The 24,867-nt window shown below is 38.2% G+C and carries 11 protein-coding genes; 9 read left to right on the top strand and 2 right to left on the bottom strand.

What is annotated here, in order from left to right:
* Positions 1–40 precede the first annotated feature (40 nt).
* Positions 41–583, bottom strand: coding sequence for a DUF1599 domain-containing protein (locus tag JBKA6_RS06625; RefSeq protein WP_096687054.1), 543 nt, complete (start codon positions 581–583; stop codon positions 41–43).
* Between the two features lie 38 nt (positions 584–621).
* Positions 622–3,219: a DNA mismatch repair protein MutS gene (mutS, locus tag JBKA6_RS06630; RefSeq protein ID WP_231952049.1), complete on the bottom strand. Its 2,598-nt coding sequence runs from the start codon at positions 3,217–3,219 to the stop codon at positions 622–624.
* Positions 3,220–3,384: 165 nt separating this feature from the next.
* On the opposite strand from mutS, the gene JBKA6_RS06635 reads away from it, so the two are divergent.
* From JBKA6_RS06635 to JBKA6_RS07645, 9 genes are all read left to right on the top strand, one after another.
* Positions 3,385–5,856 (top strand): hypothetical protein, encoded by a 2,472-nt coding sequence (locus tag JBKA6_RS06635; RefSeq protein ID WP_096687056.1) that lies wholly within the window; start codon positions 3,385–3,387, stop codon positions 5,854–5,856.
* Positions 5,857–6,035: 179 nt separating this feature from the next.
* Positions 6,036–9,362 carry a hypothetical protein gene (locus tag JBKA6_RS07615; protein ID WP_157776985.1) on the top strand — a complete coding sequence of 1,109 codons (3,327 nt, stop codon included), beginning with the start codon at positions 6,036–6,038 and terminating at the stop codon, positions 9,360–9,362.
* Between the two features lie 180 nt (positions 9,363–9,542).
* A complete protein-coding gene (locus tag JBKA6_RS07620; protein ID WP_157776986.1) occupies positions 9,543–12,464 on the top strand; it encodes a hypothetical protein in 2,922 nt (973 codons plus the stop codon).
* Positions 12,465–12,642: 178 nt separating this feature from the next.
* Entirely contained in the window at positions 12,643–13,044 is a 402-nt protein-coding gene (locus JBKA6_RS06660) for a hypothetical protein (RefSeq protein ID WP_096687058.1), read from the top strand.
* Between the two features lie 989 nt (positions 13,045–14,033).
* A complete protein-coding gene (locus JBKA6_RS07625) occupies positions 14,034–14,450 on the top strand; it encodes a hypothetical protein (RefSeq protein ID WP_157776987.1) in 417 nt (138 codons plus the stop codon).
* Positions 14,447–15,544, top strand: a complete 1,098-nt coding sequence (locus JBKA6_RS07630) for a hypothetical protein (RefSeq protein WP_157776988.1) — start codon at positions 14,447–14,449, stop codon at positions 15,542–15,544. Before JBKA6_RS07625 ends, JBKA6_RS07630 begins: the two co-directional genes overlap by 4 nt.
* 180 nt (positions 15,545–15,724) lie before the next feature.
* Entirely contained in the window at positions 15,725–18,649 is a 2,925-nt protein-coding gene (locus JBKA6_RS07635; protein ID WP_157776989.1) for a hypothetical protein, read from the top strand.
* A gap of 182 nt (positions 18,650–18,831) precedes the next feature.
* Positions 18,832–21,780: a hypothetical protein gene (locus tag JBKA6_RS07640; RefSeq protein WP_157776990.1), complete on the top strand. Its 2,949-nt coding sequence runs from the start codon at positions 18,832–18,834 to the stop codon at positions 21,778–21,780.
* Between the two features lie 178 nt (positions 21,781–21,958).
* Positions 21,959–24,847, top strand: a complete 2,889-nt coding sequence (locus JBKA6_RS07645) for a hypothetical protein (RefSeq protein WP_157776991.1) — start codon at positions 21,959–21,961, stop codon at positions 24,845–24,847.
* Positions 24,848–24,867: the final 20 nt, after the last annotated feature.

Raw genomic sequence — 24,867 nt, forward strand, 5'->3', positions numbered from 1 at the left:
TAACGTAAAGTGTGTAAATATTTTTTTGTCTTTGATAGTACTATACTGGATATCCTAGTCGTATCATTGCAAAAACAGAATAATTTATAATGTCTTGATAATTAGAATCTACATTTTCTGAGATTGTAGTTTTTCCATCGTTATCTTCTATATTCTTTATCCTCAGAACTTTTTGAAATATCAAATCTGTAATAGAGCTGACACGCATGGATCTCCAAGCATCGTCATAATCGTGATTTTTATCTAACATTAACTCCTTTGTCATTAAAATGTGATTGTCGTATTTCTCCATTGTCTCTTCCAAATTCATATCTGGAGATTCTACCACACCTTTTTCTAAATTTATTAAAGCCATCACACAATAATTTAACATAGCTATAAACTCTGAATAGATGCTATCATCTATTTTTTGCTCCCCCTTATTTTGAATAGTCTTTATACGTCGTATCTTTATAAAAATTTGGTCTGTTAATGAAGGAAGACTCAAAGTACGCCAAGTACTACAGTAATCTAACATCTTTGCCGAGAAGATATCCCTAGAACGTCTGATAACCAAATCGTATTCCTCTGATGTTTTATGCATTACAATTATTTTTATATCAATTTACGAGAATCTACAGATTAATTCTCTAATACTTTTTTTCTTATTTCTATCAATTTCAACATAGATTCTATTGGGGTTAGTGCATTTATATCAATATCTTGCAATTCACCTTTAATAGCATCTAATTGCTTATTACTACGATTAAGAGCAGCAATAGCAGGCTCTTTAGCACTACTGTCTCTACTTATTTTGATATCATCTTTAGATCTAGATCTTTCTAACTGTTCTAATATATCATTAGCTATATCTATGACAGAACTAGGCATTCCAGCCATTTTGGCTACATGTATTCCAAAACTGTGTTGACTTCCTCCTGGTATTAATTTCCTCATAAACAACACTCTATCTTCTAATTCCTTTATAGAAACAGTATAGTTTTTTATGCGTTCGAACTTTTCGGTCATCTTATTTAGCTCGTGATAATGAGTGGCAAATAAGGTTTTAGGCCTGTCTTTATGATCGTGTAAATACTCAGATATGGCCCAGGCTATAGATATACCATCATAAGTACTAGTTCCCCTACCTATCTCATCTAAAAGAATAAGACTTCTCTGGGAAATATTATTTAAGATATTGGCACTTTCATTCATCTCTACCATAAAAGTAGATTCGCCAGATGATATATTATCGGAGGCCCCTACCCTAGTAAACAACTTATCTACTATTCCTATTCTAGCACTTTTAGCCGGCACATAACAACCTATTTGAGCTAATAAAACTATCAATGCCGTCTGTCTTAAAATAGCAGATTTACCAGACATATTAGGACCTGTAATCATAATTATCTGTTGATCGGTATTGTCTAAATAGAGATCGTTAGCGACGTATTTTTGTTCCAATGGAAGTTGCTTTTCTATGACTGGATGCCTCCCCTGCTTTATATCTAATACAAGACTGTCATCTATCTCTGGAAGCACATAATCATTATCCAAACTGACCTTTGCCATTGAAATACAACAGTCTAAGAGGGATATCAATTTTGCATTATTCTGAAAATGATCTATATAATCGCTCAAAAAGTTTATCAATTCACTGAAAATACTCTGTTCTAAACGAATGATTTCACTTTCAGCATTTAATATTTTTTCTTCATATTCTTTCAACTCTTTGGTGATATATCTCTCTGAACTAACTAGAGTTTGCTTTCTTATCCAATCTTCAGGAACCTTGTCTTTATGAGTATTTCTAACCTCTATATAATAGCCGAATACATTGTTAAAAGAAATCTTTAAAGAAGATATGCCAGTTGCTTTAATCTCCCTTTCGGTCATCTCTCTCAAATACTCTTTTCCAGAAAAAGCTATATATCTCAATTCGTCTAACTCCTTTGAAATCCCTGATTTTATAGCTCCCCCCTTAGTTGTATTTACTGGAGCATCATCGTTCAAAGTCGATGTTATCTTATCTATCAACAAAGAACAATCAGTGAATCGAAGACTTATGTGTTTTATAATCTCATTTTCAATTTTAGAAGACATCTCTTTTATAGCCATAATGGCCACAGCAGATCTTTTTAATTGAACTGCTTCTCTAGGAGAAATCTTCTCAGTAGATATCTTTGACACTAAACGTTCTACATCGCCTATTAGTTTTATTTCACAACTAAATCTGTCTATCTCTGATTGATTTTGAACAAAAAAACTGACTATATATTGTCTCTTTTTTATCTCAGCTATGTCTTTCAAAGGCAACATAATCCATCTATTCATGAGCCTAGCGCCCATGGGAGATATAGTTTTATCTATAATTTCCAACAGTGTATGACCATCTCTATTGATAGGATTGACTAATTCTAAATTTTTTATAGTAGAACTATCGACCCACATGTATTTGTCTTGCTTTATGCGCTTTATAGATGTGATATGTTTTAATCTATTGTGTTGCGTTTCGGAGAGATAATGCAATATAGCTCCAGAGGCTATTATACCTGAGTTGAGTTTATCTATCCCAAATCCTTTTAAGGAAGCTACATTAAAATGATCTAATAGTTTTTCATGAGCATATTCAAATTGATAAACCCAATCTTCAAGAGCAAAATGATAGTATTTGTCTCCAAAATTTTCCTTGAAAAAAGATTCCTTAGCCTTGATGAAAAGTACTTCACTGGGATTAAAGTTTTTAAGGATCTTATCTATATAATCGGCATTTCCCTCGGATATTAAAAATTCTCCAGTAGAAATATCTAAAAGCGATATTCCTATTTTATCCTTATCAAAAAAAACAGAAGCCAAAAAATTATTAGTCTTGCTCTGTAATACTTGATCGTTAAATGTAACACCTGGGGTTACCAATTCGGTGACTCCTCTTTTTACTATGGTTTTAGCCATTTTAGGATCCTCCAATTGATCACATACAGCAACCCTTTTGCCCGCTTTTACCAATTTTGGCAAATAATTATCCAGAGAGTGATGAGGAAAACCAGCTAATTCTACTTCAGAGGCAGAGCCATTCGATCTGCTAGTAAGGACTATGCCCAATATGCGAGAGCACTCTACAGCATCAGCTCCAAAAGTTTCATAAAAATCTCCTACTCTAAACAAGAGCATAGCATCGGGATGCTTGGCCTTTATACTAGAGTACTGCCTCATTAAAGGAGTAACTTTTTTAGTCTGCATTTCTAAAGTTAAAGGTGCAAAAGTAAATAAGACCAATTAAAAAAACAGAATAATAATTGATTAAAACTAAAAACCTGAATTCAATTAATATTTTTTTTCTCCATGCTTATATAAACACAAACTACCTTTGTAGTTTAAAAACTAACATAAATGATGTTGAAATTTATGAAGATATTTAAATTAAATAAAGTATTGTTATTTGTATTGTCACTCCTTTTTGCGTTCTCGTGTGATAAGAACAAAGTCATTCCTGAAAATGAAGATTCTAAAAGCACAATTCCTAAAGAGATAATCAGTATAAAATTAGACGCATCTCAAAATCCTGGAATAGGTAGTGTTGATATAAATGCTGAAGTTATTGAATCTAATGGACAAAAAATATATGTTTTGTTATTACCTCATGGTGTAAGTGCTGAAAGTAAAGAGTTTAAACCTACGATTGAAATATCTGATAACACTACTATAAACCCTGAGAATAGTTCAGCTCAAGAGCTTGGAAAAATCGTTATTACTGAAAATGTTTTTGATTTATCTCAATCGGGTGTAGAATATACTGTTGCAGCCAATGGAGATAACTCAGTTAAAAAATACAGAGTTATAGCACTTAGAGCTCCCCATGGCATTAAGGCTTCTGAAACTGCAATTAAGGCTAATGATAAGCTTTTAGCAAATTCTGATGTTACTAATCCATCTGTTGATGATCTAAACCAAACCATAACATTTGGTTCTTTAGAAAACCCCAATCTAAAAAATGAAGTTGCTGATAAGAGTATTGAATTAGGTATAACTGTAGAATTTAATAGAGTAATCCCAGATGGGAGTGAAGATACTTACAAAAATATCCCTCCTCCAACTACTCCAACTAAAGCTACTTTCAAAAAGAAAGAAGGTGATGAAAATACTTATGAAGCCATTGTTCCAATCACTTATTCAATAGAAGACAAAGCTTTTGTAAAAAATTATGAAGTTACTATATATAAAAAATCTAATTCTAAAATTAAAGAAGAACTAAAGGCATCTATAGATGCTGCTAAAACTAAAATTGGAGAAGCTTCTACTACTGCTACTGCAGCCTCTGAGCTTGTTAAAACTTTAACTGATAAGTCTACTGCTGAGGCTACTGTAGCTACTGCTAAAGCAGCAATTGCTACTGCTGCTAAGGCTGTCTTGGATGCTACTCAAGCTGTTGAGGCTGCTACTACTCTTGAAGCTTTAGCTGATGCCAAGACTAAAGTTGAAGAAGCTAAGAAAGCCGTTGAAAAAGCTAAAGAAGCCGCTAATACCGCTAAGGTTGCTGCTGATGATGCTGCTAAAAAAGCTCAGCTTGAAGCTGCTAAGGCTGCTGATGAAGAAAAAGTTAAAACTATTGCTAATACTGCTATATCTGCTGGCAAAGCTGCTGGTAGAGCTGTTAATATAGCTTTTGAAGCTTCTAGAGCTGCTGGTGAAGCTGAAAGAGATGCTGATAGAGCTGCCAGAGATGCTGATAGAGCTGCAAGAAATGCTGATAGAGCTGTAAGAGATGCTGATAGAGATACTGATAGAGATACTGATAGAGCTGCTAGAGCTGCTAACTTTACTGCTCAGGCTGCTAGAGCTGCTGATGCTGCTACTAAGGCTAGAGCTGCTGCTAAGGCTGAACAAGCTAAGCAAGCTGCTGAATCTGCGTCTACTCAAGCTCAAGCTACTGCTGAAGCTGCCAAGAATGCAGCTGAAACTTCTAATACTAATGTTGAACAAGCTAAGCAAGCTGCTGAAACTGCTGCCGCTGAAGCTCAAAAAGCTGAAGATGCTAAGAATGCAGCTGAAACTGCTAGGGATGCGGCTAAAAATGCTCAGACTAAAGCTGAAGCTGCTGCTAAAAAAGCTCAGCTTGAAGCTGCTAAGGCTCTTGCTGCCAAGGCTTCTAATGAAGCTGGAAAAGCTAAAACTGCTGCTGAGGCTGCTAAGTCTAAATCTACTGAAGCTCAGCAAGCTGCTACTGACGCTTCTACTAAAGCTAATACTGCTAAGGACACTATTGATGCTCTAGTTGCGGCTATAACTGATACTTCTTCAGATGCTGCTACTAAGGCTACTGCTGCCCAAGCTACTGCTGCTGATCTTGTTACTAAAGCTGGAACCACTAAATCTGCTGCTGATGATACTGATACGAAGGCTAGAGAAGCTCAGCAAGCTGTTCAAACTACTGTTGATGAGGCTACAAAAGTTAAAACTGCTGTTCAGGCTTTGGTTGCTGCTTTAACTAGCGATGATGTTAATGATGCTATCCAAAAAGCTACTGACGCTAAGACTGCTACTGATTCTGCCTTGGAAAAGGCCAAAGAAGCTAAGGAAGCTGCTGATACTGCTCTTCAAAATGCTACTGAAGCTGCTAATAAAGCTGAACAAGCTAAACAAGCTATAGAAATTGCCAAAACTACTGTTGATGCTATTAACCCTACTGATGCTAATGCTACTACTAAGGCTACTGAAGCTCAGACTGCTGCTGAAGCTGCTGCTACTAAGGCTGGGTTAGCTAAGACTGCTGCTGATACTGCTGCTGAAAAAGCTAATTTAGCCAAAACAGCTATTGAACAAGCTAAGGCGGCTATTGATGTTGCTAAGACAGCCATTGAAGCTATTACTGTTACATAACATGGATAGATTCGAAATATTTTAATTTTCAAAAAAAGGGGTGTTTTTATGCCCCTTTTTTAATGCCATTAAATCAGATTTGTCTGAAAAACTAAACTCAATTAATATTTTTTTCTTCATGCTTATCTAAATCTAAACTATCTTCGTAGTTATGAAACTAACATAAATAATGTTGAATTATGAAAATATTTAATCTAAAAAAAGCATCATTGCTCATATTATCAATTCTTTTTACATTTTCATGTGATAAGAAAAATGTCATTCCAGATGAAGAAAATTCTGAAAGCACAATTCCTAAAGAAATTATAAATCTAAAATTAGATGCATCTCAAAATCCTCAAATAGGAAATGCTGGTATAGAAGCTGAAGTTATTGAATCAAATGGACAAAAAATCTATGTTTTATTATTGCCTCATGGTGTAAACACTGATTCTGAAAGCTTTACTCCTACTATTGAAATATCCGAAAATACGACTATAAATCCTGAGAGTAGTTCAGCTCAAGAGCTTGGAAAAATCATTATTACTGAAAATGTTTTTGATTTATCACAATCAGGTGTAGAATATACTGTTACAGCTGATGATGACAAATCAGTTAAAAAGTATAGAGTTATAGCCTTTAGAGCTCCCGATGGTATTAAGGCTTCTGAAACTGCAATTAAGGCTAATGATAAGCTTTTAGCAAATTCTGATCTTACTAATCCATCTGTTGATGATCTAAACCAAACCATAACATTTGGTTCTGCAGAAAGTCCAAATCTAAAAAATGAAGTTGCTGATGAGAGTATTGACCTAGATATAACTGTAGGATTTAATAGAGTAATTCCAGATGGCGATGAGGATACTTACAAAAACATCCCTTCTCCAACTACTCCAACTACAGTTTCTTTCAAAAAAAACGAAAATGATGAAAATACTTATGAAGCTACTATTCCAATCACTTATACAATAGAGAAAAAAACTTTTATAAAAAATTATAAAGCAATTTTTTACAAAAAGTCTATTTCTAAAGTTAAAGAGGAACTTAAGGCTTCTATAGATGCTGCTAAAACTATTACTGATAGTGCTTCTACTACTGCTACTGCAGCCTCTGAGCTTGTTAATTCCTTAACTGATAAGTCTACTGCTGAGGCTGCTGTTACTGAAGCTACTAAAGCTGTTGAAGCTGCTAAAGCAGCAGTTACTACTGCTACTACGGCTGTTTCTGATGCTGCTACTCATGAAGCTTTAGCTCAAGCTAAAACTAAAGTTAATGAAACTGAACAGGCTGCCGACAATGCTAACACCAAAGCTGATGCAGCTAAGAGAGCTGCAGAGGAAGCTGCTAAAAAAGCTCAGGCTGATGCTTTAACTGCTGCCGTTCAAAAGGCCACTGCTGAAGCTGAGAAGGCTCAAACTGCTGCTACAGCTGCTAACGCTGCTAAGGAAGCTGCTGAAGCTGCGTCTACTCAAGCTCAAGCTACTGCTGAAGCTATTAAAGATTTACTTTCTTCTGATGTTCAAGCTGCTAAAAACGCTGCTGTACAAGCTCAGCAAGCTGCTACTGAAGCTGCTACCAAGGCTACAGAAGCTCAGACTGCTGCTGATAAGGCTAAGGATGCAGCTGAAGCTTCTAATACTAATGTTGAACAAGCTAAGCAAGCTGCTGAAGAAGCTCAAAAAGCTGAAGAAGCTAAGAAACAGGCTGAGACCGCTAAGGATACTGCTGTTGCTGCTCAAAAAAATGCTGAAGCTGCTGCTAGGCAAGCTCAAGCTGATGCTTTAACTACTACCGTTCAAAAGGCTACTACTGAAGCTGGGAAGGCTCAAACTGCTGCTAATGCTGCTCAAACTGCTGAAACTGCTGCTCAGGCAGCTAAAGATGCTGCCACTACTGCGTCTACTCAAGCTCAAGCTGCTGCTGAAGCTGTTAAAGATTTACTTTCTTATGATGTTCAAACTGTTAAGACTGCTGCTACTCAAGCTAAAAATGCTGCTGATACTGCAGTTGCTCAATCTCAAACTGCTACTAATAAGGCTCAAGCTGCTAAGACTGCTGCTGATAAGGCTAGAGAAGCTAAAAATGCTGCTGAAAATGCTAAAAATACAGCTACTAGTGCTACTAATGTTGCCACTGCTAAGGCTGCGACTGATACTGCTACTTCTGAAGCTCAAAAAGCTGAAAATGCTAAGAACGCAGCTGAAAATGCTAAGACTGAGGCTGAGACCGCTAAGACTGAAGCTGAAGCTGCTGCTAAAAAAGCTCAGACTGAAGCTATTAAAGCCCTTGCTGATAAGGCCACCGATGAAGCTCAAAAAGCTAATACTGCTTCAGATGCTGCTGAAAATGCTAAGAATACAGCTGCACAAGCTCAGACTGATTCTGAAAAAGCTAAGACTGCTGCTGAGACTGCTTTTAATTCCGTTAATAGTTTAGTTTCTTCTACAACTGCTGATGTTAAGACTGCTGCTGAACAAGCTCAGCAAGCTGCTGAAAATGCTACTAAACAAGCTCAGATTGCTTCTACTCAGGCTCAAGCTGCTAAAGCTGCTGCTGATAAGGCTAAACAAGCTAAAGATACTGCTGAAAATGCTAAGAATGCAGCTGAAGCTTCTAATACTAATGTTGAACAAGCTAAACAAGCTGCTGATACTGCTGCTACTGAAGCTACAAAAGCTGTAAATGCTAAGACTGAAGCTGAGACCGCTAAGGACGCTGCTAAGACTGCTCAACAAGCTGCTGAAGCTGCTGCTAAAAAAGCTCAGCTTGAAGCTGCTAAGGCTCTTGCTGCCAAAGCTTCTGATGAAGCTGAAAAAGCTAAAACTGCTACTGAGACTGCTTATACTCAAGCTGGAAACGCTAAATCTACTTCTGATGATGCTGCTACTAAGGCTAATACTGCTAAGGATACTGTTGATGCTTTAGTTACTGCTCTAAGTACAGATACTGCAGACGCCACTGCTGCCAAAAACGCTGCTGCTGATGCTGCTACTAAGGCTGAAGCTGCTAAAACTACTGCTGCTGATGCTGCTACTAAGGCTGAAGAAGCTCAGCAAGCTGTTCAAACTACTGTTGCTGAGGCTGCAAAAGTTAAAACTGCCGTTGAGGATTTGGTTGCTACTTTAACTAGCCATGCTGCTAATGATGCTCTCCAAAAAGCTACTGAAGCTAAGACTGCTGCTACCCAAGCTGCTACTAAGGCTGGATTAGCTAAGGATGCTGCTGATACTACTGTTCAAAAAGCTACTGATGCTGTCCAAAAGTCTGAACAAGCTAAACAAGCTATAGAGACTGCTAAAACTGCTGTTGATGCTATCGTCGACCCTAGTGCTAAGGATGCTGCTGCTAAAACTGCTGCTGAACAAGCTGCTACTGACGCTGGGACTGCTAAGAACGCTGCTACTGAGGCTTTAAATAAAGCTACTGAAGTTAAGAATGCTATTGAACAAGCTAAGGCGGCTATTGATGTTGCTAAGACAGCTATTGATGCTGCTAAGACAGCCATTGATGCTATTACGATTTCATAACATATGGGATAGATTCAAAATATTTTAATTTCCAAAAAAGGGGTGTTTTTATGCCCCTTTTTTAATGCCATTAAATCAGGTTTTTCTGAAAAACTGAATTCTATTAATATTTCTTTCTCAACGTTTATATAAATATAAGCTATCTTAGTAGCTTGAAACTAACTCAAATAATGTTGAATTATGAAGATTTTTAAATTAAAAAAAGTATTTTTATTCATATTGTCTATTCTTTTTACATTTTCATGTGATAAGAACAAAGTCATTCCTGAAAATGAAGATTCTCAAAGCACAATTCCTAAAGAAATAATAAGTCTAAAATTAGACGCATCTCAAAATCCCGGAATAGGTAGTATTGATATAAATGCCGAAGTTATTGAATCGAATGGGCAAAAAATCTATGTTTTATTATTGCCTCATGGTGTAAGTGTTGACACTAAAGAATTTAAACCTACTATTGAGATATCCGAAAATACTACTATAAACCCTGAAAACAGTTCCCCTCAAGAGCTTGGAAAAATCACCATTAATGAAAATGTTTTTGACTTATCACAATCAGGTGTAGAATATACTGTTACAGCTGATCAAGACAGTTCAGTTAAAAAATACAGAGTTATAGCACTCAGAGCTCCCGATGGTATTAAGGCTTCTGAAACTGCAATTAAGGATGATAATGTTAAATTTTTAGTTAATTCTGATGTTACTGCTCAAACTGTCAATAATTTAAGCCAAACAATAACATTTGGCTCTGCAGAAAATCCGAATCTAAAAAATGAAGTTGCTGATGAGAGTATTGACCTAGATATAACTGTAGGATTTAATAGAGTAATTCCAGATGGCGATGAGGATACTTACAAAAACATCCCTTCTCCAACTACTCCAACTACAGTTTCTTTCAAAAAAAACGAAGATGATGAAAATACTTATGAAGCTACTATTCCAATCACTTATACAATAGAGAAAAAAACTTTTATAAAAAATTATAAAGCAATTTTTTACAAAAAGTCTATTTCTAAAGTTAAAGAGGAACTTAAGGCTTCTATAGATGCTACTAAAACTATTACTGATAGTGCTTCTACTACTGCTACTGCAGCCTCTGAGCTTGTTAATTCCTTAACTGATAAGTCTACTGCTGAAGTTACTACTGCTAATCAGGCTATTGAATCAGCTAAAGCAGCAGTTGTTACTGCTACTACTGCTATCGCTGATGCTACTAAAGCTGTGACTGATGCTACTACTCCTGATGCTTTAACTCAAGCTAAGACTAAAGTTGATAGTGCTACCGCTGCAGCTAATACTGCTAAGACTAAGGCTGATGCCGCTAAGAGTGCTGCTGATGCCGCTAAGCAAGCTGCTGACACTAAAGCTCAGACTGATGCTATAGCTGCTGCTATTCAAAAGGCTACTACTGAAGCTGGGAAGGCTCAAGCTGCTGCTACAGCAGCTAATGCTGCTAAGGAAGCTGCTGATACTGCCTCTACTCAAGCTCAAGCTGCTGCTGAAGCTGTTAAAGATTTACTTTCTTCTGAAATTCAAGATGCTAAAAACGCTGCTGCACAAGCTGCTACCAAGGCTGGAGAAGCTCAGCAAGCAGCTACAGCTGCTGAAAAAACTAAGACTGCTGCTCAAGAAGCTGCTACTCAGGCTCAAAATGCTGCTAATACTGCTGCTGAAGCTTCTAATACTGCTGCTGAAGCTTCTAATACTAATGTTGAACAAGCTAAGCAAGCTGCGGAAAATGCTACCGCTGAAGCTACAAAAGCTGAAGAAGCTAAGACTGAGGCTGAAACTGCTAGAGATTCTGCCATTGATGCTGCTAAACAAGCTCAGACTGAAGCTATTAAAGCTCTTGCTGCTAAGGCCACCGCTGAAGCTCAAAAAGCTAATATTGCTTCAGATGCTGCTGAAACTGCTAAGAATACAGCTGCAGAAGCTCAGACTGCTTCTGAAGCAGCTAAGACTGCTGCTGAGACTGCTTTTAATTCTGTTAATAGTTTAGTTTCTGAAACTGAAACTAGAGATGTTAAGACCGCTGTTGAACAAGCTAAGCAAGCTGCTGAAAATGCTACTAAACAAGCTCAGATTGCTTCTACTCAGGCTCAAGCTGCTAAAAATGCTGCCGCTGAAGCTAAAAATGCTAAGGCTGCTGCTGAAAATGCTAAGAATGCAGCTGAAGCCTCTAATGCTAGTGTTACTGCCGCTAAAAATGCTTCTAATTCTGCTGCTACTGAAGCTACAAAAGCTGAAGAAGCTAAGACTGAGGCTGAAGCTGCTAGGGATGCGGCTAAAAATGCTCAGACTGAAGCTGAAGCTGAGGCTAAGAAAGCTCAGCTTGAAGCTGCTAAGGCTCTTGCTGCCAAAGCTTCTGATGAAGCTCAAAAAGCTAAAACTGCTGCTGACACTGCTAAATCTAATGCTGATGATGCCTCTACTAAGGCTACTGATACTTCTACTAAAGCTACTGCTGCTAAGGACGCTGCTGATGCTCTAGTTACCGCTATAACTGATACTTCTTCAGATGCTGCTACTAAGGCTACTGCCGCTCAAACCACTGCTACTGATGCTGCTACTAAGGCTGGAGAAGCCAAAAACGCTGCTTCTGATACTAATGCTAAAGCTATAGAAGCCCAACAAGCTGTTCAAACTACTATTAATGAAGCTGAGAAAGTTAAAAATGCTGTTAATACTTTAGTTGCTGCTTTAACTAGCACTTCTCTTGATAATGCTAAGTCTGCAGCTACTACAGCTCAAACTGCTGCTCAGACTGCCTTGGGAAAGGCTACAGCTGCTAAGGAAGCTGCTGATACTGCTGCTCAAAAAGCTGCTGATGCTGCTACTAAGGCTGGAGAAGCTAAACAAGCTATTGATACTGCTAAAACTGCTGTTGACGCTATTAACCCTGCTGATGCTGATGCTGCTGCTACTAAGGCTGGGTTAGCTAAGGATGCTGCTGAACAAGCTGCTACTGACGCTGGGACTGCTAAGAGCACTGCTGAACAAGCTGCTCAAAAAGCTACTGATGCTAAGAATGCTATTGAACAAGCTAAGGTGGCTATTGATGCTGCTAAGACAGCCATTGAAGCTATTACGATTCCTCAATCCTAAAAATAGATTTAAAAACGGTTTCAGTTAACAAAAAGAAGGGGCACAAAAACGCCCCTTTTTTAATGCCATAAAATCAGGTTTTTCTGAAAAACTAAAATCAATTAATATTTTTTTCTCAACGCTTAGCTAAATATAAACTATCTTAGTAGTTTGAAACTAACTCAAATAATGTTGAATTATGAAGATTTTTAAATTAAAAAAAGTATTTTTATTCATATTGTCTGTTCTTTTTACATTTTCATGTGATAAGAACAAAGTCATTCCCGATGAAGAAAATTCTCAAAGCACAATTCCTAAAGAAATAATAAGTCTAAAATTAGAAGCGTCTCAAAATACTGGAATAGGTAGTGTTGATATAAACGCTGAAGTTATTGAATCAAATGGACAAAAAATCTATATTTTATTATTGCCTAACGGTGTAAACACTGATTCTGAAAGTTTTATTCCTACAATTACAATATCCGAAAATACTACTATAAACCCCGAAAATAGTTCCCCTCAAGAGCTTGGAAAAATCACCATTAATGAAAATGTTTTTGACTTATCACAATCAGGTGTAGAATATACTAGTTACAGCTGATCAAGACAGTTCAGTTAAAAAATACAGAGTTATAGCACTCAGAGCTCCCGATGGTATTAAGGCTTCTGAAACTGCAATTAAGGATGATAATGTTAAATTTTTAGTTAATTCTGATGTTACTGCTCCAAACATCGATAATTTAAATCAAACAATAACATTTGGTTCTGCAGAAAATCCGAATCTAAAAAATGAAGTTGCTGATAAGAGTATTGAATTAGGTATAACTGTAGAATTTAATAGAGTAATTCCAGATGGCGGTGAGGATACTTACAAAAATATCCTTTCTCCAACTACTCCAACTACAATTTCTTTCAATAAGAAAGAAGATGATGAAAATACTTATGAAGCTATTATTCCAATAACTTATACAATAGAGGACAAAACCTTTATAAAAAATTATAAAGCTACTATATATAAAAAATCTAATGATAAAGTTAAAGAGGAACTTAATTCTTCTATCTCTGCTGCTAAGAGTGTTGTCGATAACGCTTCCGCTACTGTTACACAAGCTAGTAATATTATTCAACCCTTAACTGATAAGTCTGCCGCTCAGACTGCCCTTGCTACTGCTACTCAAGCTATTGCTGACGCTAAGGTTGCTCTTCAGACTGCTACTACGGCTATTGAGGCAGCTACTAAAGCTGTTGAGGATGCTACTACTTCTGAAGCTTTAACTCAAGCTAAGACTAAAGTTGATACTGCTAACGCTGAAGCTAATGCTGCTAAGACTAAGGCTGAGACCGCTAAGAGTGCTGCTGATGCTGCTGCTAGACAAGCACAAACTGCAGCTTTAGCTGCTGCTGTTCAAAAGGCTACTGAAGAAGCTGAGAAGGCTCAGCAAGCTGCTACTAATGCTAATACTGCTAAGGAAGCTGCTGTAGCTGCGTATAATCAAGCTCAAGCTGCTGCTGATGCTGTTCAAAGTTTAACTTCTTCTGAAGTTCAAGCTGCTCAAACTGCTGCCACTACTGCGTCTACTCAAGCTGGCATTGCTGCTACTCAGGCTCAAGCTGCTGAGGCTGCTGCATCTGAAGCTGAAAAAGCTAAAGATGCTGCTGAAAATGCTAAGAATGCAGCTGAAGCTTCTAATACTAATGTTGAACAAGCTCAGAAGGCCGCTAAGACTGCTGCTGAGGAAGCTACAAAAGCTGAAAATGCTAAGACTACTGCTCAGTCTGCTCAACAAGCTGCTGAATCTGCTAGAGATACTGCCATTGCTGCTGCTAAAAAAGCTCAGCTTGAAGCTGCTAAGGCTCTTGCTGCTAAGGCTGCTGATGATGCTGGAAAAGCTAAGACTGCTGCTACAGCTGCTGAAAATGCGTCTACTCAAGCTCAAACTGCTAAAAATGCTGCTACCAAAGCCAATAATGAGGCTCAAACTGCTTTTAATTCTGTTCAAAGTTTGACTTCTTCTGAAGTTCAAGCTGCTAAAAACGCTGCTGAACAAGCTAAGCAAGATGCTCAAACTGCTGCTACTAAGGCTGGAGAAGCTCAGCAAGCTGCTATAGAAGCTCAGACTGCTGCTGATAAGGCTAGAGAAGCTAAAGATGCTGCTGAAAATGCTAAGAGTGCAGCTGAAGCTTCTAATATTAATATTGAACAAGCTAAGCAAGCTGCTGATACTGCTGCTACTGAAGCTACAAAAGCTATGAATGCTAAGACTGAGGCTGAGACCGCTAAGAACGCTGCTAAGACTGCTCAACAAGCTACTGAAGTTGCTGCTAAAAAAGCTCAGCTTGAAGCTGCTAAAGCTCTTGCTGCCAAAGCTTCTGATGAAGCTCAAAAAGCTAAAACTGCTGCTGATACTGCTAAATCTAATGCTGATGATGCCTCTACTAAGGCTACTGACACTTCTACTAAAGCTACTGCTGCTAAAGAAGCTGCTGATGCTTTAGTTACCGCTATAACTGATACTTCTCCAGATGCTGCAGCTAAGGCCAAAGAAGCTCAGTCTGCTGCTGCTGATCTTGTTACTAAAGCCGAAGACGCTAAATCTGCTGCTGATACTGCTGCTACTCAAGCTGAATTATCCCAGACTGCTGCTACAGCTGCTGGTACTGAAGCTGAAAAAGTTAAAACTGCTGTTGAGGCTTTGGTTACTGCTTTAACTAGCGATGCTGCTAATGATGCTCTCCAAAAAGCTACCACAGCTCAGACTGCTGCTCAAACTGCCTTGGAAAAGGCTACAGCTGCTAAGTCTGCTGCTACTGATCTTGTTGCTAAAGCTGAAGACGCTAAATCTGCTGCTGATGCTGCTGCTGAAAAAGCTAATTTAGCTAAATCTGCTGTTGATGCCATTAACCCTACTGATGCTAATGCTGCTAATAAGGCTAATGAAGCTAAGAATGCAGCTGAACAAGCTGCTACTGACGCTAGCACTGCTAAGAGTACTGCTACTGAGACTTTAAATAAAGCTACTGAAGCTAAAAATGCTATTGAACAAGCTAAGGCGGCTATTGATGTTGCTAAGACAGCTATTGATGCTATTACGATTTCATAACATATGGGATAGATTCAAAATATTTTAATTTTCAAAAAAGGGGTGTTTTTATGCCCCTTTTTTAATGCCATTAAATCAGGCTTTTCTGAAAAACTGAATTCTATTAATATTTCTTTCTCAACGTTTATATAAATATAAGCTATCTTAGTAGCTTGAAACTAACTCAAATAATGTTGAATTATGAAGATTTTTAAATTAAAAAAAGTATTTTTATTCATATTGTCTATTCTTTTTACATTTTCATGTGATAAGAACAAAGTCATTCCTGAAAATGAAGATTCTCAAAGCACAATTCCTAAAGAAATAATAAGTCTAAAATTAGACGCATCTCAAAATCCCAGAATAGGTAGTATTGATATAAATGCCGAAGTTATTGAATCGAATGGGCAAAAAATCTATGTTTTATTATTGCCTCATGGTGTAAGTGTTGACACTAAAGAATTTAAACCTACTATTGAGATATCCGAAAATACTACTATAAACCCTGAAAACAGTTCCCCTCAAGAGCTTGGAAAAATCACCATTAATGAAAATGTTTTTGACTTATCACAATCAGGTGTAGAATATACTGTTACAGCTGATCAAGACAGTTCAGTTAAAAAATACAGAGTTATAGCACTCAGAGCTCCCGATGGTATTAAGGCTTCTAAAACTGCAATTAAGGCTGATAATGTTAAATTTTTAGTTAATTATGATGTTACTGCTCCAAACATCGATAATTTAAGTCAAACAATAACATTTGGTTCTGCAGAAAATCCGAATCTAAAAAATGAAGTTGCTGATAAGAGTATTGAATTAGGTATAACTGTAGAATTTAATAGAGTAATTCCAGATGGCGGTGAGGATACTTACAAAAATATCCTTTCTCCAACTACTCCAACTACAATTTCTTTCAATAAGAAAGAAGATGATGAAAATACTTATGAAGCTATTATTCCAATAACTTATACAATAGAGGACAAAACTTTTGTAAAAAATTATAAAGCAATTATATATAAAAAATCTAATGATAAAGTTAAAGAGGAACTTAAGGCTTCTATAGCTACTACTAAAGCTAAAATTGGAGAAGCTAGTGCTGTCGCTAATGAAGCTAGTAATATTATTCAACCCTTAACTGAAAAAAATGCCGCTCAGACTGCCCTTGCTACTGCTACTAAAGCTATCGCTGATGCTACTACTGCTGTCTCGGATGCTACTACGGCCGTGACTGAAGCTACTACTCCTGAAACTTTGGTTGAAGCTAAGACTAAAATTAATAATGCTACTGCCGCAGCTAATGCCGCTAAAACTAAGGCTGATACTGCTAAGAGTGCTGCTGATGCCGCTAAGCTTGCTGCTGACACTAAAGCTCAGACTGATGCTATAGCTTCTGCTGTTCAAAAGGCTACTGAAGAATCTGTAAAAGCTCAAACTGCTGCTACAGCAGCTGAAAATGCTAAAAATACGGCTGAACAAGCTAAAAATACTGCCACTACTGCGTCTACTCAAGCTCAAGCCGCTGCTGATGCTGTTAAAAGTTTAACTTCTTCTGAAATTCAAGCTGCTCAAACTGCTGCTGTACAAGCTAAGCAAGATGCTCAAACTGCTGCTACTAAGGCTGGGGAAGCTCAGCAAGCTGCTACAGAAGCTCAGACTGCTGCTGATAAGGCTAGAGAAGCTAAAGATGCTGCTGAGGCTGCGTCTACTCAAGCTCAAGCTGCTGCTGATGCTGCTACTCTCACTGCCGCTACTCAAGCTGCTGATACTGCTACCGCTGAAGCTACAAAAGCTGAACAAGCTAAGTCTGCTGCTCAGACTGCTCAACAAGCTGCTGAAGCTGCTAGGGATACAGCTGTTGCTGAAGCTCAAAAAGCTCAAACTGCTGCCAATAAAGCTCTTGCTGCTAAAGCCACTGCTGAAGCTGGGAAAGCTCAAACTGCTGCTACAGCTGCTAATACTGCTAAAGATGCTGCTGAACAAGCTAAAAACGCTGCCACTACTGCGTCTACTCAAGCTCAAACTGCTGCTGGTGCTGTTCAAAGTTTAACTTCTTCTGATGTTCAAGCTGCTAAAAATTCTGCTGATACTGCTACTACTCAAGCTGGCATTGCTTCTACTCAGGCTCAAGCTGCTAAAGCTGCTGCTGCTAAGGCTGAACAAGCTAAACAAACTGCTGAAAATGCTAAGAATGCTGCTGAAGCTGCCAAGAATACAGCTGTTACTGCTGATACTGTTACTGCCGCCACTCAAGCTGCTCAAACTGCTGCCGCTGAAGCTACAAAAGCTGAAAATGCTAAGACTGAGGCTGAACAAGCTCAGCAAGCTGCTGAAACTGCTAGGGATGCGGCTAGATCTGCTGCTAGACAAGCTCATCTTGAAGCTGCTAAGGCTCTTGCTGCCAAAGCTTCTGATGAAGCTCAAAAAGCCAGCACTGCTGCTACAGCTGCTCAAACTGCTACTGATACTGCTAAATCTAATGCTGATAATGCCTCTACTAAAGCTACTGCCGCTAAAGAAGCTGCTGATGCTTTAGTTACTGCCCTAAGTACAGGTACTGCAGACGCTACTGCTGCTAAGGACGCAGCTACTGATGCTGACACTAAGGCTGGAGAAGCTAAGGATGCTGCTACTGATGCTGATACTAAGGCTGGAGAAGCTAAGGATGCTGCTCAGGTTGCTGCTCAGGAGGCTGCAAAAGTTAAAACTGCTGTTAATGCTTTGGTTGCTGCTTTAACTAGCACTTCCCTTGATACTGCTAAGTCTACAGCTACCGCAGCTCAGAGTGCTGCTCAGACTGCCTTGGAAAAGGCTACAGCAGCTCAAACTGCTGCTACTGATCTTGTTACTAAAGCTAAAGCTTCTAAATCTGCTACGGATACTGCTACTGAAAAAGCTAATTTAGCTAAAACTGCTGTTGATACTATTACACCTACTGATGCTGATGCTGCTAATAAGGCTAATGAAGCTAAGACTTCTGCCGAACAAGCTGCTACTCAAGCAAGGACTGCTAAACAAGCTGCTGAGGAAGCTTTGAATAAAGCTAAAGAAGCTAAGGCGGCTATTGATGTTGCTAAGACAGCTATTGATGCTGCTAAGACAGCCATTGATGCTATTACGATTTCATAACCATATGGGATAGATTCAAAATATTTTAATTTTCAAAAAAAGGGGTGTTTTTATGCCCCTTTTTTAATGCCATTAAATCAGGTTTTTCTGAAAAACTGAATTCTATTAATATTTCTTTCTCAACGTTTATATAAATATAAGCTATCTTAGTAGCTTGAAACTAACTCAAATAATGTTGAATTATGAAGATTTTTAAATTAAAAAAAGTATTTCTATTCATATTGTCTATTCTTTTTACATTTTCATGTGATAAGAACAAAGTCATTCCCGATGAAGAAAATTCTCAAAGCACAATTCCTAAAGAGATAATCAGTCTAAAATTAGACGTATCTCAAAATCCCAGAATAGGTAGTGTTGATATAAATGCCGAAGTTATTGAATCGAATGGGCAAAAAATCTATGTTTTATTATTGCCTCATGGTGTAAGTGTTGACACTAAAGAATTTAAACCTACTATTGAGATATCCGAAAATACTACTATAAACCCCGAAAATAGTTCCCCTCAAGAGCTTAGAAAAATCACCATTAATGAAAATGTTTTTGACTTATCACAATCAGGTGTAGAATATACTGTTACAGCTGATCAAGACAGTTCAATTAAAAAATACAGAGTTATAGCTCTCAGAGCTCCCGATGGTATTAAGGCTTCTGAAACTGCAATTAAGGCTGATAATGTTAAATTTTTAGTTAATTCTGATGTTACTGCTCAAACTGTCAATAATTTAAGTCAAACAATAATATTTGGCTCTGCAGAAAATCCGAATCTAAAAAATGAAGTTGCTGATGAGAGTATTGAATTAGGTATAACTGTAGAATTTAATAGAGTAATTCCAGATGACGATGAGGATACTTACAAAAATATCCCTACCCCAACTGTTCCAACTACAGTTTCTTTCAAAAAAAATGAAGATGATGAAAATACTTATGAGGCTACTATTCCAGTCACTTATACAATAGAGGACAAAACTTTTGTAAAAAATTATAAAGCAATTATATATAAAAAATCTAATGATAAAGTTAAAGAAGAACTTAAGGCTTCTATCTCTGCTGCTAAGAGTGTTGTCGATAACGCTTCCGCTACTGTTACCCAAGCTAGTAATATTATTCAACCCTTAACTGATAAGACTGCCGCTACTTTTACTAGTGCCACTCAATCTGTTTCTGATGCTAATGCTGCTCTTCAGACTGCTACTCAAGCTGTAACTGATGCTACTAAGGCTGTTTCTGAAGCTACTACTCCTGAAGCTTTAACTCAAACTAAGACTAAAGTTGAAGCTGCTACTAATTATGCTAAACAAGCTCAAACTGTTGCTACAGATGCTTTAAACAAATCCAAACAAGCTCAAGCTAAAGCTCAAACTGAAGCTATTAAAGCTCTTGCTGCTAAGGCTGCTACTGAAGCTGGGAAAGCTAAGCAAGCTGCTACTGATGCTGAAAATGCTAAAAATACCGCTGAACAAGCTAAAGAAACTGCCACTACTGCGTATACTCAAGCTAAAAATGCTGCTGATGCTGTTCAAAATTTAACTTCTTCTGAAGTTCAAGCTGCTCAAACTGCTGCTGCACAAGCTAAAAATGCTGCTGATACTGCAGTTGCTCAATCTCAAATCGCTACTAATAAAGCTACAGAAGCCCAGACTGCTTACGGCAAGGCTTTAGCTGCTAAGCAAGTTGCTGCACAAGCTCAGAATACAGCTGAAGCTGCTGATACTGTTAATGCCGCCACTCAAGCTGCTGAAAATGCTGCTACTGAAGCTACAAAAGCTAAGGAAGCTCAGACTGAGGCTGAAGCTGCTAGGGATGCGGCTATAAATGCTCAAAAAGCTGCTGAAGCTACTGCTAAACAAGCTCAGACTGAAGCTATTAAAGCTCTTGCTGCTAAGGCTACTGATGATGCCAGAAAAGCTAATACTGCTTCTGACACTGCAAGTGAAGCTTCTACAAAAGCTAATGAAGCTAAAGATGCCGCGACCAAAGCTAATAATGAGGCTCAAGCTGCTTTTAATTCTGTTCAAAGTTTAACTTCTTCTGAAGTTCAAGCTGCTCAAACTGCTGCTACGCAAGCTCAGAATGAGGCTCAAACTGCTGCTAATAAGGCCTCAGAAGCTAAGCAAGCTGCTACAGCTGCTGAAAATGCTAAGACTGAGGCTGAAAAAGCTAAGACTGCTGCTCAAGAAGCTACTAATACTGCTGCTACTCTCACTGCCGCCACTCAAACTGCTGAAAATGCTGCTAGTGAAGCTAAAAAAGCTGAAAATGCTAAGAATGCAGCTGAAGCTGCTGCTCAAAATGCTAAGAATGCTCAGCAAGCTGCTGAAACTGCTAGGGCTGCTACTGTTACTGCTGCTAGACAAGCTCAGCTTGAAGCTGCTAAGGCTCTTGCTACTAAAGCTTCTTCAGAGGCTGGAAAAGCTAACACTGCTGGTGATACTGCTAAATCTAATGCTGATGATGCCTCTACTAAGGCTACTGACACTTCTACTAAAGCTACTGCTGCTAAAGAAGCTGCTAATGCTTTAGTTACCGCTATAACTGATACTTCTTCAGATGCTACAGCTAAGGCTAAAGAAGCTCAGTCTGCTGCTGCTGCTGCTGCTGCTGCTGCTAAAGCTACTGCCGCTCAAACTGCTGCTACTCAAGCTAATACTCAAGCTGGATTAGCCCAGCAAGCTGTTCAAACTACTATTGCTGAGGCTGAGAAAGTTAAAACTGCTGTTGAGGCTTTGGTTGCTGCTTTAACTAGCGATGATGTTAATGATGCTCTCCAAAAAGCTACTAACGCTAAGACTGCTGCTGATTCTGCCTTGGAAAAGGCTAACGCTGCTAAGTCTACTGCTACTGATCTTGTTACTAAAGCTAAAGACGCTAAATCTGCTGCTGATACTGCTGCTGAAAAAGCTAATCTAGCTAAAGATGCTGTTGATGCTATTACCCCTACTGATTCTGAAGCTTCTGAAAAAGCTAATTTAGCTAAGCAAGCTGCTGATACTGCTGCTACTAAGGCAGGGTTAGCTAAGGATGCCGCTGATACTGCTGCTCAAAAAGCTAATTTAGCCAAGACAGCTATTGAACAAGCTAAGGCGGCTATTGATGCTGCTAAGACAGCCATTGAAGCTATTACTATTCCATAACATGGATAGATTTAAAATATTTTAATTTTCAAAAAAAGGGGTGTTTTTATGCCCCTTTTTTAATGCCATTAAATCAGGTTTTTCTGAAAAACTGAATTCTATTAATATTTCTTTCTCAACGTTTATATAAATATAAGCTATCTTAGTAGCTTGAAACTAACTCAAATAATGTTGAATTATGAAGATTTTTAAATTAAAAAAAGTATTTTTATTCATATTGTCTATTCTTTTTACGTTCTCGTGTGATAAGAAAAATGTCATTCCCGATGAAGAAAATTCTCAAAGCACAATTCCTAAAGAAATAATAAGTCTAAAATTAGAAGCGTCTCAAAATACTGGAATAGGTAGTGTTGATATAAACGCTGAAGTTATTGAATCAAATGGACAAAAAATCTATATTTTATTATTGCCTAACGGTGTAAACACTGATTCTGAAAGTTTTATTCCTACAATTACAATATCCGAAAATACTACTATAAACCCCGAAAATAGTTCCCCTCAAGAGCTTGGAAAAATCACCATTAATGAAAATGTTTTTGACTTATCACAATCAGGTGTAGAATATACTGTTACAGCTGATCAAGACAGTTCAGTTAAAAAATACAGAGTTATAGCACTCAGAGCTCCCGATGGTATTAAGGCTTCTGAAACTGCAATTAAGGATGATAATGTTAAATTTTTAGTTAATTCTGATGTTACTGCTCCAAACATCGATAATTTAAATCAAACAATAACATTTGGTTCTGCAGAAAATCCGAATCTAAAAAATGAAGTTGCTGATAAGAGTATTGAATTAGGTATAACTGTAGAATTTAATAGAGTAATTCCAGATGGCGGTGAGGATACTTACAAAAATATCCTTTCTCCAACTACTCCAACTACAATTTCTTTCAATAAGAAAGAAGATGATGAAAATACTTATGAAGCTATTATTCCAATAACTTATACAATAGAGGACAAAACATTTATAAAAAATTATAAAGCTACTATATATAAAAAATCTAATGATAAAGTTAAAGAGGAACTTAAGGCTTCTATCTCTGCTGCTAAAACTATTGCTGATAGTGCTTCTACTACTGCTACTACAGCCTCTGAGCTTGTTAAAACTTTAACTGATAAGACTGCCGCTCAGAATGCCCTTGATACTGCTAAAGCAGCAGTTACTACTGCTACTACGGCTATTGAGGCTGCCACTACAGCTGCCAGTGCCGCTACTACTCCTGATGCTTTAACTCAAGCTAAAATTAAAGCTAATGAAGCTACCGCTGCAGCTAATGCTGCTAAGACTAAGGCTGATACCGCTAAGAGTGCTGCTGATGCTGCTGCTATACAAGCTCAAGCTAATTCTTTAACTGCTGCTATTCAAAAGGCTACTACTGAAGCTGAAAAAGCTAAAACTGCTGCTACAGCTGCTAATACTGCTAAGGAAGCTGCTGAAACTGCTAAAGATGCTGCTGATGCTGCGTCTACTCAAGCTCAAACTGCTGCTGGTGCTGTTCAAAGTTTAACTTCTTCTGAAGTTCAAGCTGCTAAAAACGCTGCTGAACAAGCTAAGCAAGATGCTCAAACTGCTGCTACTCAAGCTGCTACCAAGGCTACAGAAGCACAGACTGCTGCTGATAAGGCTAGAGAAGCTAAAGATGCCACTGAAAATGCTAAGAATGCAGCTGAAGCTTCTAATACTAATGTTGAACAAGCTAAGCAAGCTGCTGAAAATGCTGCTACTGAAGCTACAAAAGCTGAAAATGCTAAGACTGAGGCTGAACAAGCTCAGCAAGCTGCTGAAAATGCTAGAGACGCTGCCATTGCTGCTGCTAAAAAAGCTCAGACTGAGGCTATTAAAGCTCTTGCTGCTGATGCTACTACTAAGGCTGGAGAAGCTCAACAAGCTGCTACAGTTGCTGAAAATGCTAAGACTACAGCTGAACAAGCTCAGACTGCTGCTGAACAAGCTCAGAATGATGCTGAAACTGCTTTTAATTCCGTTAATAGTTTACTTTCTGAAAATGGAGATGTTAAGACTGCTGCTGAACAAGCTAAGCAAGCTGCTCAGGAAGCTGCTACTCAGGCTCAAGCTGCTAAGACTGCTGCTACAACTGCTAAGACTGCTGCTCAGGAGGCTGAACAAGCTAAAAATGATGCTAAAAATGCTAAGAATGTAGCTGAAGCTTCTAATACTACTGTTACTGCCGCTAAAAATGCTGCTGATTCTGCTGCTTCTGAAGCTCAAAAAGCTGAAGAAGCTAAGAAAAAAGCTGAAACCGCTAAGGGTACTGCTGAAGCTGCTAGAGATACTGCCATTGCTGCTGCTAAAAAAACTCAAATTGAGGCTGCTAAGGCTCTTGCTACCAAAGCTTCTGATGAAGCTGAAAAAGCTAAAACTGCTGCTGATACTGCTTCTACTCAAGCTGGAAACGCTAAAGATGCTGCTGATACTGCCTCTACTAAGGCTAATACTGCTAAGGACGCTGTTGATGCTTTAGTTACTGCTCTAAGTACAGGTACTGCAGACGCCACTGCAGCCAAAAACGCTGCTGATGATGCTGCTACTAAGGCTGAAGAAGCTAAAACTACTGCTGCTGATGCTGCTACTAAGGCTGGATTATCACAGACTGCTGCCCAAACTACTGTTGCTGAAGTTGCAAAAGTTAAAACTGCCGTTGAGGCTTTAGTTGCTGCTTTAACTAGAGATGCTGCTAATGATGCTCTTCAAAAAGCTACTGAGGCCCAGAATGCTGCTGATTCTGCCTTGGTAAAGGCTACAGCTGCTAAGGAAGCTGCTGATACTGCTGTTCAAAAAGCTACTGAAGCTGCTACCAAGGCAGAAGAAGTTAAACAAACTATAGAGACTGCTAAAACTGCTACTGCTGATGCTATTGACCCTACTGTTGCTAAAACTGCTGCCGAAAAAGCTACTGAAGCTAAGACTGCTGCCGAACAAGCTGCTACTAACGCTGGGACCGCTAAGAACGCTGCTGAGGAAGCTTTGAATAAAGCTACTGATGCTAAGAATGCTATTGATGCTGCTAAGACAGCCATTGAAGCTATTACGATTCCTCAATCCTAAAAATAGATTTAAAAACGGTT

Origin of the sequence: Ichthyobacterium seriolicida, from assembly GCF_002369955.1 — a bacterium.
Classification (GTDB): Bacteria; Bacteroidota; Bacteroidia; order Flavobacteriales; family Ichthyobacteriaceae; genus Ichthyobacterium; species Ichthyobacterium seriolicida.